This is a genomic window from Methylotetracoccus oryzae (assembly GCF_006175985.1).
Classification (GTDB): domain Bacteria; phylum Pseudomonadota; class Gammaproteobacteria; order Methylococcales; family Methylococcaceae; genus Methylotetracoccus; species Methylotetracoccus oryzae.
The window spans coordinates 239852-255467 of sequence record NZ_SRSH01000003.1 but is presented as its reverse complement, the minus strand read 5'-3'; the positions used below and the strand labels follow the sequence as shown (position 1 = coordinate 255467).

Below are 15616 nucleotides of genomic sequence, written 5' to 3'. Positions count from 1 at the left end.
TCCACGATAACAGAGGAGCACCGGCCTTCCTCAGCCCTGGATTGTCTCGCCGTGTGAAAGGAAGACTTCTTTCGATCGCCCTGAAACACGAAGAGATGATCGAGTCCGGGCGGACTCAACTACGGAAGGACGTAACACCGCCTCTCGAAACGGCCCCTCGACGGTGTCCATGACGGACAACGAACCCTGGCCGAAACGCCAGACACGGCGATGCACCGGCTTGCCGGTCAGGCGTCGGTAGCCATCGTGCGAACAGGCGACGCACCAGACCTCGCCCACGTCGTCGACTTGCAATCCGAACGGCCTCGCGCGCCGCGCCACCCGAAACCCAGCCCAAACCTCCGACGAATCGGCACCATCAAGGGTCACGGTAGTGTGAGCCGCCGTACCCCGCTGCCGCTGCCGTTCGGGCCCGGTGCCATAGACGGAGGTTCCGGAATTGACCAACACCCGCCGACCGAAAAGCGACAACTCGAACGACAAGGTATCGGCGTGCGCATGGCCGGGGAGGTATTCAGGGCCGATCGGGGCAACGTCCAGAAACGCCACGCACTCGCCGCGCTGCACCCGCAGATACCCGCTGTCCCGCAAACGAACGACACCGTCCGTTAACGCCGAGAGCGCCGGCAAACGGAGCCGCACCGTATAGCCTTCCAATTCCCTGCACGATGGCGCGATGCCCATCGCCGCATCGTTGAAGAGTGCGATGTCCCCGTCTGGGTGCCGCATCACGGCAAGCGGCCGGTGCATCCTTGTGGCCAATTCGGGTAGGCTCGAGACTAAACCCTGCCACCGCTCGGGCACCGCGTTGGGAAAAGCGGCAAACAGATTAATCAGGTCCAGGACATCCTCGAAGGCCAGCGCGTGATACATCGGACTGCGCTCGAACTGCCCGCCGTCCGGCAGGACCTGTTCCGGCAGTTCCCGCTCCAGTATCCGCAATCCTTTCGCCAACCAAGTGGCCGCTTCGGCTCCGTCGAAATAGCACCCGGCAAAGATCAGCGCCTTGGCGTTGGCGAACAGGTGGTTGCCCAGCAGATGCCATTCCAGCCGCTTCGCCAGCCAGCGGGCCTGCACGGCCAAGCTACCCTGCCACTCGGCACACATCGCATTCCCACCCAGCGCCCACTTGATCCAGTTGACGATACGCAGCGAGGTTGGATAAGGCTCCCACCCTGTGCCCTCGCCCGGCGGATTCTCCGAAATCCACCGCTCGATTAACGCCGTGTGCCACGCGGAGCGCCCCGCGGCGCCCTCCGCATTCAAGTCATCGAAATAGTGGAGGTTGTACAGCCACAGCTTGTCGCAGCTGGGATCGTCCCACGCCGCCGCACTGCCGATGTCGCGCTCTTCATTCAGAAACCGGCAGCACGTAGGGCTGGACAGACTTACCCGCCGCTTTGCCGGTTGCTGCCACGTACCCGCTCCCGTCCGCAATGCCAGCGCCGGCCGATGGTCCGGACTGGGCGTGTATAGTCGAAACCACACCCGGCCATAGATCTGCTCGGCTCGCAGATAACGCAGTGTATGGAGGTAGCGGGCTAGAAGATGAACGGTACGGGAAACAATCACCGATAAATTCCGCTGCGATGACCCACTTCGACGAACAAAACGCTTGCCGCGTAAGACCGGCTTTGGCCGGACGCTTACCCGGCCACCGCGATGGTGCGGCCTAAAGGCGGCACCGGATGACTGAGCGCAAATCTCAGCTTGGAGGGTCGCAACTGAGCCAATCCACCAGATGGCGCTCAAGCTCGGGGACACTACACTGAAGCGTCGTCCAGACGATCGTTGGGTCCACGCGAAAATATTCATGAGTCAACACGATGCGCATATCGTAGGGATCACGGAGATGCTGCCACAGTTCGGGTTGGCGCGTTTGAAGACCGGGCTCCAACTCGAGAATACGCTTCCCCGCTTCACCCATCACGATCAGGCTCTCGATGACCGCGCGTTGCGTCTTGCCGTCGGTAAGAAATTCATCTCTGCCAAACTCACCGAGATCGGATTTGATGTTTTCGATAGCCTCCAGGACATCAGCGAAGCGCTCGTTAACCCGTCGTCGATCGCGCGTCATACGGCCGTCGCGTCCGCTAACACGCCTTGCCGAATACGATCGCGTAGCCCGTTGGGCGTCACGACATCGGCCCTTACACCAAGCGCTTGCTCCAGTTCGCGCTTCATCCTCACGAGGCTGATCAGCGTGGTCCTGCCGTCGATCGGATCAACCAAGAGGTCAAGGTCACTTGCCTCGGTATCTTCGCCGCGAGCGACGGAGCCAAACACCCGGGGATTCCTGGCATCATTCCGTTCGACAATGCGACGGATATCTTCCCGGTGCAACTCCAGAGCCAGAGAGGGTTTCATTGATGCCTCAATAGGAGAAATGTCCACAGAAGCCGTTGGTGCCTCGACCATTCGCCGCATGCGCAACGCGAGTTCCATTTTAGCCCCTCCGCTGCCTCGCTTGCTCCCCTAACTCAATCGTCACCCGGCTGACCTCTGCCACCTCTTCCCACGGAATCGGCGACGCGCCGCCTTGCTCAACCGCCTGGACGAACGCTGCGGCGCAAGCCTTCTGCCCCCAGTCCTGACGCCACAGGTTCATTTTGGTGAAGCCAGGCCACCCGAACGCCGTCAGCTTTCGGAAGTTATCCAATTGCAAAATCCGCCCTGCACTGAACACTTCCAGCCGTTCCTTGGGGAAAGATTTGTGCCCATTGGCTGGTAGTGCACCGTCCCAATTGACCCGTCGGTGAATTGCAACTGCAAACTCACCGAATCCCGAGTGGCGGAATCTAGACGGATTACCGAATGTTCGCGGATAGGAACGCCGGCCAGAAACCGCAGCAGGTCGATGAAATGGCAGGCTTCGCCGATAACTCGCCCGCCACCGACCGCAGCATCCTGCGTCCAATGTTCGGCTGGAATCGCCCCTGCGTTCACCGTCATCACGAAGGCCTTAGGCTCCGCTACCATGCGCAGCAGTTCCTTCATCTTGACGACCTGCGGTGCGAAGCGGCGGTTAAACCCGACCATCAGCACCGGTGGCTTGGAACTGGATGATAGGGGGAGGGAAGACAGTTGTCTCCCCTCCCTCCGAACCGTGCAGGCGGTTCTCCCGCACACGGCTCTCCAGTCGGTAGTTTCCTCATCGGGAGTTTCTCGCCGTCTGCCAAGCGGGATACAGTGCGAACAACCCGGCAGCAGCGAAGAAGGCCTTGGGCCAGCGTTGATGGTCGGCCTGACAGGCCCCACGACCCGGTCGCTTGGTGTGCTTTCGCAGCACGGCGCGCAAACGCCGGCGGATGAACTTGTCCAAGCGTTCGAACGTGAACGGGTGGGCCTGCTTGAAGTAGTGGAACCAGCCCCGCAACAGGGGGTTCAGGTCCTGGACGATCCGCGCGAGACTCTCGCCCCGCGTCCGCCGGGTCTTCCCCCGGATGGCGTCCTTGAAGCGCTGCAGACTCTGCTGCCGCACCCAGCGCTTACCGGCTTCGAACCGATAGCCCAGAAAGTCGAACCCTGCGCCCGGCTGACGGCTGTCACCGATCCGGGTTTTCTCCGGATGCAGGGTCAGGCCGTGGTCCGCGACCCAGCGACGGATCTCCTGCAACGCGCGTTCCGCCTCCTCCCGCGTGGCACACAACACCACGAAGTCGTCAGCGTAGCGCACCATCCGGTAGCCTTTGGCCATCATCCGCTCATCCAGCGGATGCAGGTAGACATTGGCCAGCAGCGGACTGATCACCGCACCCTGCGGCGTGCCGCCGGTCGGTGTCCAACGGTCCAGCCCCTGCAAGATGTCTTGCTCCAGCCAACCGCGGATCAGGTCAAGCACCCGGCCATCGCTGACCGAGGACGCCACCCGTGCCATCAGGCGCTCGTGCGGGATGCGGTCGAAGTAACCCTTCAGGTCCGCCTCCACCACCTGGGTGTAGCCGGCCTTCAGCAGCCGATCGACTTCCCGCAGTGCCTCCTTACAGCCTCGACCGGGGCGAAAGCCGAAGCTCGTCGCCAGGAACTGCACCTCGAAGATCGGTTCGATCACGAGTTTCAGCGCCGTTTGTACAATCCGGTCTTGCACCGTCGGTATCCCCAACGGTCGGGTTTGACCCGGCCCTTTGGGAATCTCCACCCGCTTCACCGCCGCGGGACGGTAGCAGCCTTCCCGCAACGCCCGGCTGAGCTCCGCCAAGTACCGTTCGGCTTGCGCGGCAAACCGCTCCACGCCTTGCCCATCCACGCCCGCCGCACCGCGGTTGGCCCGCACTCTCGCCCACGCCAACGCCAGTGTCTTGGGCGCACAGACCTTGTCCATCAGGCTGTACCATTGCCCTCCTGCGACGCCGTTCACCAGCGCCGAAACCATACGCTCCGTCCAGATCGCCGCTTCCACCCCGGGTATTCCGCAGGCTTCTGCCTCTCGTTTAGCCTCGCTCGGCACTGTCGATGCCGTCTTGCGGGTCTCTGGCGTCACGTCTCTACCTTCCTGCCCTGCCTTCCCTCAGCCCGGTTTTGCTCTCCGCGCCTCTCACGGCTCGCGCCGCCTCGGTACTATGCGGGCTCCGACTCCTGACCCGCTTCGCGTCCGCGGACCAGGTCTCCTCGCTTCTCTCGCACACACGTCCCAACATTCCGCCTCCCACCACGTGGCCGGCCCGGACAGCGTTTCCTATCGCCATCCCCAACGTGTCCGATGTGTTTCAGGCTTCACCCTCTCCTAGCAGGCTCGCCGCCGTTTCCCCGCCGCATCGAGTTCGTCATCCTGCGGACTGCCAGTTCGCCTCCAGTTGCTCCCCACCCCGCCTCACGACGACGCAGTTACCTTCAGCTACGGGGTCATGGCTTGCCCCGACACGGACTTCCACCGTGCTATGTGTGCGCCTCCACGAGCGCACTAGGAGCCCAGCCATCTGGGCGAACCAACCACCGACCCTGACCAGAACCCATTCGCCGAGAGGGCTCGGCTCCTAAAACAAACCGATCTCTGCCAGTATGTGCCCCGTGGTCAATCGCCGGCCCCGTGCCTGCCATTGACCCGCTGCTCCACATCGAATTCGAGCAGTCGAACCGAGCGCTGGCAGCAAGCCCGAATGACCTGTTGCACGATTCGCGATAAATCCGTTGAGCGGGGACGCGCTCCTGCCAACGGTGTCAACTCTGCCGGAAAACCGCATCCAACGAGTCCGCGTCGAGGATACGATCGGCCCACAGTTCCAGCCGGTCGGTTGACGCCTGATTCAACTGCATCTCAACCCAGTCGGGCAACGGACCAAAACGGCGTGCTAACTGACGGCGCAAAATCTGTGCTTCGCCCTGCGAGATGCCTCGTTCGAGACCCTGTTCGAGACCTTGCTGCTTCCACTCTTCGGTCCACTGTTTCACACGTTCCGCCAACATGCTCTGCACCTCTTGAATATCTTCAAACTCCTCGAGTTCGACCCCAGGAATCCTCGCCGGCAGCAACACCCGCCGCATCCACACCGCGAAGGCGCGCCGCACCGAGCGTTGGGCCGGCTCCTGCAACCAGTCAATCAAACACGCCAAAACCTCTCGGATATCCTCCGGACCGCGGCTCGCCTCCAGCCGAAATAACGCCGCCGCCAGATTCTTCATCCCGCTCAAATCGCTCTCGGCGATCCGGGCCTCGTCCAGCAGCAAGTAATGGAACTGCGGCCGGTAAAGCAACAGATCCCGGCTCGGCGCCGCCTCAATGAGTTCGCTGATCTCCAGCGGTGCCGTCCAGCGCGCTTGGCCGTTGTACAGCACCAACGGCAACACCGGCGGCAAGCGTCCGTGGCGGGTCAACTGACCGCCACGTTCCAGATGCTGGTATAGCAGGCCCACGTACACCATCATCCGGAGCGCCATGAACGGATCGACCGTGGACTGGAACTCGATCGCGAGATAGACGTACAACCACTCGTCCCGGAATCTGACCCGCCACACCACGTCATCAGAACGCTTCACCAAGTGCTCGCTGACGAAGTTACCGTTCTCGATTTCCAGGGTCGAGAAATCAACGTCGCCGAGCCACTCTTCATGCACGAACCCGCGTAGGAGGTCCTCGACCATCGCCGGGTTACTGAAGAGCAGCTTGTAGCTCGGATCGTGTTGCATTTGAGCTCCACAAGGGACTGTTAAGCGATTTCCGCAAATCAGCCCTTACCTACCTGAGCCCGATTGTACGAGTTCAGTCTGCGCGCACCAACCGCACGTCCGTAGAGCCAGCGCCTACCCTATAGGAGCCCAGCCCCCTGGGCGAACCAACCACCGCACCGATCAAAACCCATTCGCCGAGAGGGCTCGGCTACTACAACAAAACCGATGCCCCGACCTGTAGGAGCCCAGCCCCCTGGGCGAACCAACCACCGACCCTGACCAAAACCCGTTCGCCGAGAGGGCTCGGCTCCTACAAAAAACCGGTGCCCACCCTGTAGGAGCTCAGCCCCGTGGGCGAAGCAACCACCGCCCTGATCAAAACCCCCTTCGCCGAGAGGGCTCGGCTCCTACAAAAAGACCGACTGCCCCGAACCGCACCGTTCTGGACCAATCCGCACGAGATCCCGGCTCTTTGCACCGCTGCGCGGCGCTTTGAAACGCGTCACTCCCGCTCTGCACAGGGGCAACGGCATTCGGAGATCCCCGCCGGACACTCCGAGAACCGCCAGCGACACTTCCGAACCCCAACGCGTCGCAAAAAGAGTCGACAGGGACATTGGCAAACTCGCCGCCGGCGTGTGCTGCTCCGACGGCGGAGCTCTGAGTATCGGCGTCGATTCTCAGAATGTCGACGGCGACTCTCTACAACCCGAGGGCGGCGCTAAATTAACGCAGACCGCCCCATTTTGGGCCGGGCGCGTCCCAAAAAGAATCGGCGGCGGGAAAAAAAGAATCCACGGCGGCTTTTTGATAATGGCCGCCGTGGTTCAGAGAGTCGATCGCGAGATTCTGGACACCTGAGTGGGTCCTACGCGTTCCGATGGGCCGTCATCTGTGCCCGTCGCCCGAGTCGATCACAGGAAGGTCCACTCCTGCCATCCCTTTGCTGCTCACCGGAGCCCCGGTACCGACTGGTCATGCTGAGCCGTCGATCGCGCGCTATTTGGTCGCTAAGGAAAGACGCTGGGCGATCCATACCGCATTCCCCGCTCCGCAGTGGCGTCGCTCGCTCGTTCACTGCCGCTTCATCCGTTGCCCGACTCGCGGCCCCGCGGCGCGGCTCAGCCGAGGACCCGAAACTTGGGCTCACTCACGCTTCGGTCGGTTCAACTGTTTCCTTACGCCGCCCGCCCCCAGGGAACCGCGTACTGAGATCATTGCAGATGGCTTCCGCCCCGGGCAGTTTCCGACGGGCTGCATCCTGCGCATTATGGTAGAAGGCGAGATCGGCCATCCAAATCTCGCTGCTGACGGCCATCAACGTGTCCTCCATTGCGGTGGACAAGCCCTGCAGCGGCAAGAAACACCGCATCAATTGGTTGCGCAGGGCCCGTTCCTGGTTGATCTGGTCGAGCGAAACGAAACCCGGAAGGAATTCCGGATGCGATGACATATGCCCTGCGCATTTTTCCTCGAAGCCGATCGAGCGTTCGCCCATCTTCGGCAATTCGCGACGTTCCTGCGCCGTCAAGGTGATCAGGAAATCGAACTTGGCCCTCAGCGCCGCGATCATCGTCAGAATCTCGCCGAGGTCCTGTTCGGAAAGGGTCGTCGTCAGCTGATGGTGATTGGACATGGGATTTCACCTGAATGGATTGGTGGCACACCGGAAGCGCTTTGGCTTCCCCCGCGCGCCGCGGCCGAATACCGCCACACGCGAGAAGACACATTAGCCACCAACTGCAAGGTTAACCACTGTTTCCAATGCCTTTTCTCCGGAACTGCGCAGCCCGTCACAATTCCCCGGCCGAGACACCGCGACATCGCCCGGAGGACGGTGCGGATTTCCAGGTATCGCCGCGACGGCCCAATCCCAACAAAAACATTGCTGCCCACCCTGTAGGAGCCCGCCATGCGGGCGATCAGACCACCGCCCCGGACCAAAACCCCATTCACCGAGACGGCTCGATGCCTACAACAAAACCAATGCCCCACCCTGTAGGAGCCCGCCATACGGGCGATCAGACCACCGCCCCGGACCAAAACCCATTCGCCGAAACCGCCCGGCTCCCACAACAAAACCAACGGCCACCCTGTAGGAGCCCAGCCCTCTGGGCGAACACACCACCGCCCAGACCAGAGCCCATTCGGCGAGAGGTCTCGGCTCCTACAAGACACCGAGCGCAGCCAGGTAGACGCCGCTATGTCAGTCGCCGCAAAGCCTCCCTGTCTCGCTGGCCGATCTCTGGAACTCACCCTGTGTTGCTGATCGCCTGCCGTTGGACTAACTTTACCCCATGCAATTCGAATGGGACGACGACAAGAGCGAAGCGTGTTTCCCGCAACGCGGTTTCGATTTCGCTTATGCCGCCATGGCCTTCTTCGACCCGAACCGAGTCGTCACCGAGGATAAGCGGTACAATTAGGGGAAGACCGCTACCAGTTAACCGGGATGATCCACCAGCGTTTGTTCATAGTGGTCTACACGCCCCGCCACGACATCATACGAATTATTTCGGCGCGTAAAGCGAATCGACGAGAAGTGAGGCACTACGAGCATGGCACGCGTGACGCTTGACCCCCGTCGTCCTGCCTCCCTGTCGATCGGGCGCATTGATTTGGCGCGCGTCGACGCCACTTCGGAGGAAGAAATTGCCACCCACCGTGCAGCTGATGACGCCGAAGCGATGCTTGATGCTGGGAAATTCGCGCGACGGGTCCGAAAACGCCTTGGCCTTAGCCAGTCAGAGTTCGCACGGCGCATCGATGTCCCCGTCGGAACCATTCGTGACTGGGAGCAAGGAAAGCGCTTGCCGACAGGGGCTGCAAAGTCGTTGTTGAAGGTTCTAAACAAAGCTCCAGAAGCCGCATTGGACGCCTTGGACTAAAGCGGCGCCACAGCGAGGATACCCTGCGTAACCCAGCCCCCTGGGCGAACCAACCACTGCCGTGATCAAAACCCAATCGCCGAGAGGGTTCGGATCCTACAACAACACGACGCCCCACCCTGTAGGAGCCCAGCCCCCTGGGCGAACCAACCACTGCCCCGGACCAAACCTCATTCGCCGAGAGGGCTCGGCTCCTAAAAAAACCAACGCCCACCCTGTAGGACCCCAGCCCTCTGGGCGAACACACCACCGCCCAGACCAGAGCCCATTCGGCGAGAGGTCCAGGACCTGCCTACGGCCGAAGAAGTTAGCCGTCGTGGCGTTAGAGAAGATGCGCGATCTTCATTAGCACACCGATGACCAGCGTCGTTTGCAGCATCCCAACCGCTACCACCCACCGCACCAGATCGGCGCGATTCTTTTCGCCGCGAGCTTCCAACGCTTTGACATCCAGCCGAACGCCCTCGATCTCCTTGGTCAGCTTCAGCTCGACTTCGCGGATTTCGTTGCCTAGTTTCAGCTCGACTTCCTTGATTTCTTTCTGCAGCCGCAGCTCGGTTTCGCGCAACTGCCCTTGCGTCGCCGTATCCCGCAGTGGCGCATACCGCTCCTCCATCTGCTCGAAGCCATCCGCGATCGCCCGCGCCCGCACTTTGTCCTCGCCGGCATCTGTCAGCTGTTCGTATACCCGCAATGCCACACTCATCGGAAGACCCTCGAATTCCTGGGCAATGAGTATATCAGCGGCTCACTGCGGCGAGCTGACTGTTCGCTGGTCGCGTCACACACCAACCCTGAACCCAGAAAATGCCTCTGCCGTACCCGATCACGGCCCCTTCGCCGAGACGACCCCAGCCCCTACAACAAAACCGATCCCCACCCTGTAGGAGCCCGCCATGCGGGCGATCAGACCACCGCCCCTGACCCAAAGCCCATTCGCCGAGAGGGCTCGGCTCCTACAAAAAACCGACGCCCCACCCTGTAGGAGCCCGCCATGCGGGCGATCAGACCACCACCCCGAACCAAAACCCATTCGCCGAGAGGGCTCGGCTCCTACAACAAAACCGGCGCCCACCCTGTAGGAGCCCAGCCCCCTGGGCGAACAAACCACCGCCCCGCGCCCAAACCCAATCGCCGAGAGGGCTCGGCTCCTACAACAACACGACGCCCCACCCTGTAGGCGTCCGGCCCTCTGGGCGAACAGACCACTGATTCCGGATTCCGACTCAAAGGCTTGTTCCACCCTCGGCTTTATGCCATACAGTGCGCATGGTGTTCGAATACGATCGAGAGAAAAGCGCAGCGAACAAATCCAAACACGGCATCGATTTCGACGAAGCGCAGGCTTTGTGGGACGATCCTGACCGCCTGGAAATTCCCGCGAGAACGGTCGACGAGCCGCGTTGTATGGTCATCGGCATCATACGCGGCAAGCATTGGTCGGCGGTGATCACCAACCGCAGTGATAACATTCGCCTGATTTCTGTCCGGTGATCTCGGAAAGAGGAAGTTGAACTTTATGAAAGCTTCGGATTTTGACAACCGATTTGACGCGGGAGACGATGTCACGGGCACACTCGACATGAGCATGGCCCGACGCCCCGGCCTCGAGCCAAAACGCATCAAGCTAAACTTCCCCGCCTGGATGGTCCGTTCGCTCGACAAGGAGGCCCATCGGTTGGGCGTAAGCCGCCAATCGCTGATAAAGCTCTGGCTCGCAGACAAGTTACGCCATCATCAAGAGCCCTGATGGCTGAGAACGGCCGCTAGGTGTCGCGCCAGTACCATCCCTTTCCCGGCGGGTTATCCGCGATCAGCTGCTCCATCAACGCCATCACGTGGCGCACCGATATCTCCGGGATCGCGGGTTGCAAGGCCCGGGTCACAACCAAAACCCATTCGCCGAAACCGCCCGGCTCCTACAAAAAACCGACGCCCCACCCTGTAGGAGCCCAGCCCTCTGGGCGAACCGACCACCGCCCTATCCAAAGCCCAATCGCCGAGAAGGCTCGGCTCCTAAAAAAAACGGATGCCCCCCCCTGTAGGAGCCCGGCATCCGGGCGATCAGACCACTTAATTGGGGTGGAAGCCCAGACCCCAAAAAACGCCGTCAGGCAAGTTGCGGTCTTTACCCGGTAGTAAGGGGGAGATTTCGCAAGCGGATGGTCTTTTCGGTAACGGTCACCATCGCGCCTCGCTGAATTTGAGCTTCGATTCTCGACCAGATGACGAGAAGGAGCGCTGCGACTTCCCTACCCTTCAAGCCCTCCTGGCGAATGCGAATCACTGAAGGACCGGATTCGTTAGCGACTGCAAGCAGAGTGTGAAAATCGGCATCCAGGGTGACAACAGTTCTGTCTTGAGCAAGCGCAAAGTTTAAAATGGTGCGGTCGGTGGATTGACTCATCCCCAGCTCGCTAACATGTACCACGTCCCACCCCGATTCCCGGAGTACCGCAGCGGCGGACCTCGGGAGACCCTGATCCAGAAGAATCCGATTCACGCAGCTTCCACAGGCAAAACCTCATCGGCCAGGCTGAGAGCAGCAAATGCCAGCGCTTGGCGAATGTCTTCATCCTCCAACTCCGGGTATTCCGCTTTGAGTTCCGCACGGTCTGGGTACAAGGCGACCGCTTCAACGACGCGCCGCACCGTTAGCCGCATGCCACGCATGCAAGGCTGCCCGTTCATGATTTCAGGGTTCACCGTGATTCGATCCAGCTTCATAAGCACCTCGTTTGAACGTTCAACGCATTGCGTTTGACTTTGGGCTTTCTTATAGAGACACCGAAGCTATCATGCATTCAGTGCGCTGGAACATCGCCGTGTCGCCGGATACGGATCGGTCCGTGCGCATGTTCATCGCTGCGCACGGCACACCTTCTCGCGCGTTGCACCATCCATGGCGCCAGAGGTCATCACACTCTACTCCTCTGACGCCGTCCCTCGTGCTCGTACGGCGGTGCCCACGATTGTGAAGCACGCCACTCCGCCAGAGAGGATACAACGTATCCGCGAAAGCATCGCGCAGCGACACCCTGGCTACCTCGGCGACCTGCTCGGCGCCGAGCACCTCGGGTGCAATGCGCGCTTGGCCCGGTTGGTGATCCTCGGCCCAGCCGCCACACCGGCGGAAGCCCGCGCCCTGGCGACTGAACGACATATCACCGCCGACCCGCTCGAAACCCGCGACCTGATCGAGACGACTTTGGTATCGAAATGCCCCCATGGGTCCCGCAAGGAGATCCGCGACATGCTGCAGCTACCGATCACCGATGAGAAAAAGCCCCGCGTTTTGCCAGGGGGTCTTCGCCGAGGGGCGCGACGAAGCTGAACGCGCAGTAATTCCGTGACAGCTCGTCCGGCGCTGCCATCCCCAACGTGTCCGATATGTTTCAGGCTTCACCCTCTCCTAGCAGGCTCGCCGCCGTTTCCCCGCCGCATCGAGTTCGTCATCCTGCGGACTGCCAGTTCGCCTCCAGTTGCTCCCCACCCCGCCTCACGACGACGCAGTTACCTTCAGCTACGGGGTCATGACTTGCCCCGACACGGACTTCCACCGTGCTATGTGTGCGCCTCCACGAGCGCACTAGGAGCCCGCCATGCGGGCGACCAGACCACCGCCCTATCCAAAGCCCAATCGCCGAGAAGGCTCGGCTCCTACAACAAAACCAATGCTCACCCTGTAGGAGCCCAGCCCCCTGGGCGAACCGTCCACCGCCCCAAACCAAAACCCCTTCGCCGAGAGGGCTCGGCTCCTACAAAAAACCAACGCCGCACCCTGTAGGAGCCCGCCATGCGGGCGACCAGACCACCGCCCCTGACCAAGGCCCCTTCGCCGAGACGGCTCGGGTCCTACAACAAAACCAATGCTCACCCTGTAGGAGCCCAGCCCCCTGGGCGAACACACCACCGTCCCAGCCCGAAACCCAATTCGCCGAGAGGGCTCGGCTCCTACAGCAAAACCAACGCCCACCCTGTAGGAGCCCAGCCCACTGGGCGAACACACCACCGCCCCGGACCAAAACCCCTTCGCCGAGAGGGCTCGACGCCTACAAAAAAAACAATGCCCCACCCTGTAGGAACCCAACCCCCTGCGCGAACCAACCACTGCCCTACCGCCGCACGAACTGCCCAAGTTTGCTGAAATTCTTCCAGCACAACGCGCCCACGCCACCCACACGGTTACTGCGCAAAGCCCGCCAATCATCCAACGACTTTCGCACGACATTCCCCAACGATCGATTGCTTGCCCCACCCAAGCGCATCCGTACCAGCACCGTTGGGATGTAAACCGCCTTGAAGTCCGGCTGTGAAAACAGCCGCAGGATCATGTCGTAATCCGCCGCGATGCGGTAGCGCAAATCGAAAAAACCCACCCGCGCGTACATTGACCGCCTAACGTACAAAGTCGGATGCGGCGGCATCCAACCCCATGCCAGCTTGCTGCGAGAAAACGGCCCCGACTGCCAATGGCGGATCACGCGCGCTGGATCGTCCCGGCTTAGGTACTCCAGATCACCATACACGGCTTGCACCTTCGGATCCTCAAAGGCCAGCGCGACGCGGCCCAGTACATCCGAATCTGCGTAGACATCATCCGCGTGCAGAAACCCGACAACGTCCCCGGTACTAAGTGCAATCCCTTTATTCAGCGCATCATAAATGCCCTGGTCGGGCTCACTGATCGCGACCGCCAGCGAGCCTCGCCGCTCCGCCACGATATCCCAGGTGCCATCCGAGCTGCTGCCGTCGATGACGACATGTTCGATTGACCGGAATGTCTGTTCCCGGACCGAATCAAGCGTTGCCTCGATCGTCGATGAAGCGTTGAAGCATGCGGTGACCACAGAAATTCCAATGCTGCCCATCTGAAAACGATACCTACCTTAGAAGCGCCGGGAGGCTCCACACATCACGGCAGGCCCATTCTGCTGTCATAAAGCTCTCCAGCCTTTGCTCGAACGTGGGCAAACCAAGGGATCGCTTTGAACCAGATCTTTAACCGATCACGCCAGCCTTTCTTTTAGCCTCCAAACGCATTTCATGGAGTTTCGCATTAACCTGTGCAATGTAGCTTGCGCGAATCTGGCTAGCTATAAGGCCCGCTCGACCCTCAAAAACCCCGAGCCGAAAGAAGTAGTGATAGCAAAACCAAACCCAGTGTTCGAAGGGAACGCAAATTATCACCTCTTTCAAAGCCCGACGCCGTTCTTGTGAGTTGCCAAAAAGCCTTGCCTGAATAATGTCCTCACCGTATCTCCCTTTCGTAAAGTACCAATGACGCACCCTTGCTTCCCACGTGGAATATTTGTTGTGGCGCGCTATGTACGCCTCCAAACCCTTGAAGTCCTCATGAATCAAAGGTGTTCTAAGGCCGCCTAGTCGCCCGTCAACGACAACCCGCTCGTGTATCTCCATATCAAGACTGTCGGAATTATCATCAAACAACCGCTCAAAGCGTGCGCACCCATTCCGAAAAAGTAGCACCGCACTATGCGAGAAACCTCCATACCGAAAACGACGTCCAAGAAAGTGAAAGCCCTTCGTAATCAGAAAGGCATCACTACAATCCGGGCGACTTAAGGCCGCGCCAATTTCGTCCCAAAGCGCATCCGGCACAACTTCATCCGCATCGATTAGGAGCACCCATGGTGTAGAGATGTCTAAATTCTCCATCGCCCACTGCCGCTTTTTCGGATAGCCTCCTGCGTAGCAAAACTGCACAACCTCGGCACCGAGTCCCACGGCAATATCCGCTGTGGCGTCCGTGCTCTGGGAGTCGAGCACAATCACTCGCGCAGCTCGTCTCAACGCGGCCAGACATCGCGGCAAATTGATCGCCTCATTTTTGGCTGCAAGAAGCACAGTAACAGGAAGCGCGTTCTCTTCCGTATCAGTTTGCCTTGTCATACCGTCGTAGTTCTCGTATCTCCGTTGCCCAACAACCAGGCCGAGCTGGCATCAAACTTCCTCTGCCGCATCTTGTCCGTCTGTTAGCCGTCTGCGTTTAAGAAAACGTGCTGGATTCCCACCCACTATCTCCCACTCGCCAACGTCCTTCACCACCACTGCGCCAGCAGCAACAATCGCACCCCTCCCGATCCAGACATTCGGCCCAATGAAAGCGTCCGCGCAGATCCAGGCATCCGCGCCAACCTCAATTGGAAGCCTGCGCAACGGAAACGCAGGCGTTGTGTAGTCGTGTGTTCCTGCACAAAGATGTGCTCGGTGCGACACAGTCGCTCGGTCACCGATAAAAACCGGACCAAGGTTATAAATAAGTGCCCATTCGCCAATGCATGCGTCGCGCCCTATCGTTAGGTTCCACGGAAGGTAAATGGTTGCACTAGGATAAATATTAGCCCCGGGAGATACCGTGGCTCCAAAGATACGCAAAAGCAGCCTGCGCCAGCAAAAAAACGGGCGAGGACTAAATCGAAACAGAGGAAACACCCCCCACCACAGGGCCCGCGCGAGGTATTCTGCCCGAGTATAGGGTGTTGCCTCACGACAGCACCGGACGTCTAATCCAGGACCCTCTTTATCCGATACCATTTAAGCAACCCAAGACATATGTTACCGCGCCGATTCAAAAAAACCTGCACACTTTGCACAAAAAA

General features: G+C 60.3%; 20 protein-coding genes. 7 read left to right on the top strand and 13 right to left on the bottom strand.

Annotation, left to right across the window (positions count from 1 at the left end; translation table 11 throughout):
* Nucleotides 1–30: 30 nt before the first annotated feature.
* The 7 genes from BWR02_RS05190 to BWR02_RS05160 form a co-directional block, all read right to left on the bottom strand.
* On the bottom strand, nucleotides 31–1572 hold the full coding sequence (locus tag BWR02_RS05190) for a heparinase II/III family protein (protein ID WP_201276162.1): 1542 nt from the start codon (nucleotides 1570–1572) through the stop codon (nucleotides 31–33).
* A 133-nt stretch (nucleotides 1573–1705) separates the two neighbouring features.
* A complete protein-coding gene (locus tag BWR02_RS05185) occupies nucleotides 1706–2077 on the bottom strand; it encodes a HepT-like ribonuclease domain-containing protein (RefSeq protein ID WP_139556684.1) in 372 nt (123 codons plus the stop codon).
* Nucleotides 2074–2445: a nucleotidyltransferase family protein gene (locus tag BWR02_RS05180; RefSeq protein ID WP_236101941.1), complete on the bottom strand. Its 372-nt coding sequence runs from the start codon at nucleotides 2443–2445 to the stop codon at nucleotides 2074–2076. The genes BWR02_RS05185 and BWR02_RS05180 overlap by 4 nt, the downstream gene beginning before the upstream one ends.
* 192 nt (nucleotides 2446–2637) lie before the next feature.
* Complete coding sequence (locus BWR02_RS21065) at nucleotides 2638–2997, bottom strand: Gfo/Idh/MocA family protein (protein WP_201276161.1); 360 nt, start codon at nucleotides 2995–2997, stop codon at nucleotides 2638–2640.
* A 154-nt stretch (nucleotides 2998–3151) separates the two neighbouring features.
* Nucleotides 3152–4480, bottom strand: a complete 1329-nt coding sequence (ltrA, locus tag BWR02_RS05170) for a group II intron reverse transcriptase/maturase (protein ID WP_201276160.1) — start codon at nucleotides 4478–4480, stop codon at nucleotides 3152–3154.
* A gap of 677 nt (nucleotides 4481–5157) precedes the next feature.
* A complete protein-coding gene (locus tag BWR02_RS05165) occupies nucleotides 5158–6123 on the bottom strand; it encodes an Rpn family recombination-promoting nuclease/putative transposase (RefSeq protein ID WP_139556683.1) in 966 nt (321 codons plus the stop codon).
* 1132 nt (nucleotides 6124–7255) lie between these two features.
* Nucleotides 7256–7741: a hypothetical protein gene (locus BWR02_RS05160; protein ID WP_139556682.1), complete on the bottom strand. Its 486-nt coding sequence runs from the start codon at nucleotides 7739–7741 to the stop codon at nucleotides 7256–7258.
* 661 nt (nucleotides 7742–8402) lie between these two features.
* Between BWR02_RS05160 and BWR02_RS21430 the strand changes: the two genes are divergently transcribed.
* Genes BWR02_RS21430 through relB form a run of 3 tightly spaced genes read left to right on the top strand, consistent with a single transcriptional unit; the run spans nucleotide 8403 to nucleotide 8993 of the window.
* Nucleotides 8403–8531 carry a BrnT family toxin gene (locus BWR02_RS21430; RefSeq protein WP_268921380.1) on the top strand — a complete coding sequence of 43 codons (129 nt, stop codon included), beginning with the start codon at nucleotides 8403–8405 and terminating at the stop codon, nucleotides 8529–8531.
* A gap of 26 nt (nucleotides 8532–8557) precedes the next feature.
* Nucleotides 8558–8683: a BrnT family toxin gene (locus tag BWR02_RS21605; protein WP_201276159.1), complete on the top strand. Its 126-nt coding sequence runs from the start codon at nucleotides 8558–8560 to the stop codon at nucleotides 8681–8683.
* Entirely contained in the window at nucleotides 8664–8993 is a 330-nt protein-coding gene (gene relB, locus BWR02_RS05150) for a type II toxin-antitoxin system RelB family anti-toxin transcriptional regulator (protein ID WP_139556681.1), read from the top strand. The genes BWR02_RS21605 and relB overlap by 20 nt, the downstream gene beginning before the upstream one ends.
* 322 nt (nucleotides 8994–9315) lie before the next feature.
* On the opposite strand, the gene BWR02_RS05145 is transcribed toward relB, so the two are convergent.
* Nucleotides 9316–9699: a DUF1640 domain-containing protein gene (locus BWR02_RS05145; RefSeq protein WP_139556680.1), complete on the bottom strand. Its 384-nt coding sequence runs from the start codon at nucleotides 9697–9699 to the stop codon at nucleotides 9316–9318.
* A 563-nt stretch (nucleotides 9700–10262) separates the two neighbouring features.
* On the opposite strand from BWR02_RS05145, the gene BWR02_RS05140 reads away from it, so the two are divergent.
* Entirely contained in the window at nucleotides 10263–10487 is a 225-nt protein-coding gene (locus tag BWR02_RS05140; RefSeq protein WP_139556679.1) for a BrnT family toxin, read from the top strand.
* A gap of 25 nt (nucleotides 10488–10512) precedes the next feature.
* On the top strand, nucleotides 10513–10743 hold the full coding sequence (brnA, locus tag BWR02_RS05135; protein ID WP_139556678.1) for a type II toxin-antitoxin system BrnA family antitoxin: 231 nt from the start codon (nucleotides 10513–10515) through the stop codon (nucleotides 10741–10743).
* A gap of 378 nt (nucleotides 10744–11121) precedes the next feature.
* Here the strand turns inward: brnA and BWR02_RS05130 are convergent, their stop codons facing one another.
* Together BWR02_RS05130 and BWR02_RS05125 are read right to left on the bottom strand one after the other, a co-directional pair.
* On the bottom strand, nucleotides 11122–11496 hold the full coding sequence (locus BWR02_RS05130; protein WP_139556677.1) for a DUF5615 family PIN-like protein: 375 nt from the start codon (nucleotides 11494–11496) through the stop codon (nucleotides 11122–11124).
* Nucleotides 11493–11720, bottom strand: coding sequence for a DUF433 domain-containing protein (locus BWR02_RS05125; RefSeq protein WP_139556676.1), 228 nt, complete (start codon nucleotides 11718–11720; stop codon nucleotides 11493–11495). The genes BWR02_RS05130 and BWR02_RS05125 overlap by 4 nt, the downstream gene beginning before the upstream one ends.
* Nucleotides 11721–11791: 71 nt before the next feature.
* On the opposite strand from BWR02_RS05125, the gene BWR02_RS05120 reads away from it, so the two are divergent.
* Nucleotides 11792–11971 (top strand): ribbon-helix-helix domain-containing protein, encoded by a 180-nt coding sequence (locus tag BWR02_RS05120; RefSeq protein WP_139556718.1) that lies wholly within the window; start codon nucleotides 11792–11794, stop codon nucleotides 11969–11971.
* A complete protein-coding gene (locus tag BWR02_RS05115) occupies nucleotides 11896–12327 on the top strand; it encodes a DUF2887 domain-containing protein (protein WP_139556675.1) in 432 nt (143 codons plus the stop codon). Before BWR02_RS05120 ends, BWR02_RS05115 begins: the two co-directional genes overlap by 76 nt.
* A 781-nt stretch (nucleotides 12328–13108) precedes the next feature.
* On the opposite strand, the gene BWR02_RS05105 is transcribed toward BWR02_RS05115, so the two are convergent.
* The 3 genes from BWR02_RS05105 to BWR02_RS21525 all read right to left on the bottom strand — a co-directional run bounded on the left by BWR02_RS05105 (nucleotide 13109) and on the right by BWR02_RS21525 (nucleotide 15551).
* Complete coding sequence (locus BWR02_RS05105; RefSeq protein WP_236101938.1) at nucleotides 13109–13864, bottom strand: glycosyltransferase family 2 protein; 756 nt, start codon at nucleotides 13862–13864, stop codon at nucleotides 13109–13111.
* 130 nt (nucleotides 13865–13994) lie between these two features.
* Nucleotides 13995–14906 carry a glycosyltransferase family 2 protein gene (locus BWR02_RS05100; RefSeq protein WP_139556673.1) on the bottom strand — a complete coding sequence of 304 codons (912 nt, stop codon included), beginning with the start codon at nucleotides 14904–14906 and terminating at the stop codon, nucleotides 13995–13997.
* Between the two features lie 51 nt (nucleotides 14907–14957).
* Nucleotides 14958–15551 carry an LbetaH domain-containing protein gene (locus BWR02_RS21525; RefSeq protein ID WP_139556672.1) on the bottom strand — a complete coding sequence of 198 codons (594 nt, stop codon included), beginning with the start codon at nucleotides 15549–15551 and terminating at the stop codon, nucleotides 14958–14960.
* Nucleotides 15552–15616: the final 65 nt, after the last annotated feature.

Bases quoted from the DNA above. Each gene is read 5' to 3' on its own strand.
- BWR02_RS05185 (WP_139556684.1), bottom strand. From the start codon at position 2,077: ATGACGCGCGATCGACGACGGGTTAACGAGCGCTTCGCTGATGTCCTG.
- BWR02_RS05180 (WP_236101941.1), bottom strand. From the start codon at position 2,445: ATGGAACTCGCGTTGCGCATGCGGCGAATGGTCGAGGCACCAACGGCT.
- BWR02_RS21065 (WP_201276161.1), bottom strand. From the start codon at position 2,997: ATGAAGGAACTGCTGCGCATGGTAGCGGAGCCTAAGGCCTTCGTGATG.
- BWR02_RS05165 (WP_139556683.1), bottom strand. From the start codon at position 6,123: ATGCAACACGATCCGAGCTACAAGCTGCTCTTCAGTAACCCGGCGATG.
- BWR02_RS05160 (WP_139556682.1), bottom strand. From the start codon at position 7,741: ATGTCCAATCACCATCAGCTGACGACGACCCTTTCCGAACAGGACCTC.
- BWR02_RS21430 (WP_268921380.1), top strand. From the start codon at position 8,403: ATGCAATTCGAATGGGACGACGACAAGAGCGAAGCGTGTTTCCCGCAA.
- BWR02_RS21605 (WP_201276159.1), top strand. From the start codon at position 8,558: ATGATCCACCAGCGTTTGTTCATAGTGGTCTACACGCCCCGCCACGAC.
- relB (WP_139556681.1), top strand. From the start codon at position 8,664: ATGGCACGCGTGACGCTTGACCCCCGTCGTCCTGCCTCCCTGTCGATC.
- BWR02_RS05145 (WP_139556680.1), bottom strand. From the start codon at position 9,699: ATGAGTGTGGCATTGCGGGTATACGAACAGCTGACAGATGCCGGCGAG.
- BWR02_RS05140 (WP_139556679.1), top strand. From the start codon at position 10,263: ATGGTGTTCGAATACGATCGAGAGAAAAGCGCAGCGAACAAATCCAAA.
- brnA (WP_139556678.1), top strand. From the start codon at position 10,513: ATGAAAGCTTCGGATTTTGACAACCGATTTGACGCGGGAGACGATGTC.
- BWR02_RS05125 (WP_139556676.1), bottom strand. From the start codon at position 11,720: ATGAAGCTGGATCGAATCACGGTGAACCCTGAAATCATGAACGGGCAG.
- BWR02_RS05120 (WP_139556718.1), top strand. From the start codon at position 11,792: ATGCATTCAGTGCGCTGGAACATCGCCGTGTCGCCGGATACGGATCGG.
- BWR02_RS05115 (WP_139556675.1), top strand. From the start codon at position 11,896: ATGGCGCCAGAGGTCATCACACTCTACTCCTCTGACGCCGTCCCTCGT.
- BWR02_RS05105 (WP_236101938.1), bottom strand. From the start codon at position 13,864: ATGGGCAGCATTGGAATTTCTGTGGTCACCGCATGCTTCAACGCTTCA.
- BWR02_RS05100 (WP_139556673.1), bottom strand. From the start codon at position 14,906: ATGACAAGGCAAACTGATACGGAAGAGAACGCGCTTCCTGTTACTGTG.
- BWR02_RS21525 (WP_139556672.1), bottom strand. From the start codon at position 15,551: ATGGTATCGGATAAAGAGGGTCCTGGATTAGACGTCCGGTGCTGTCGT.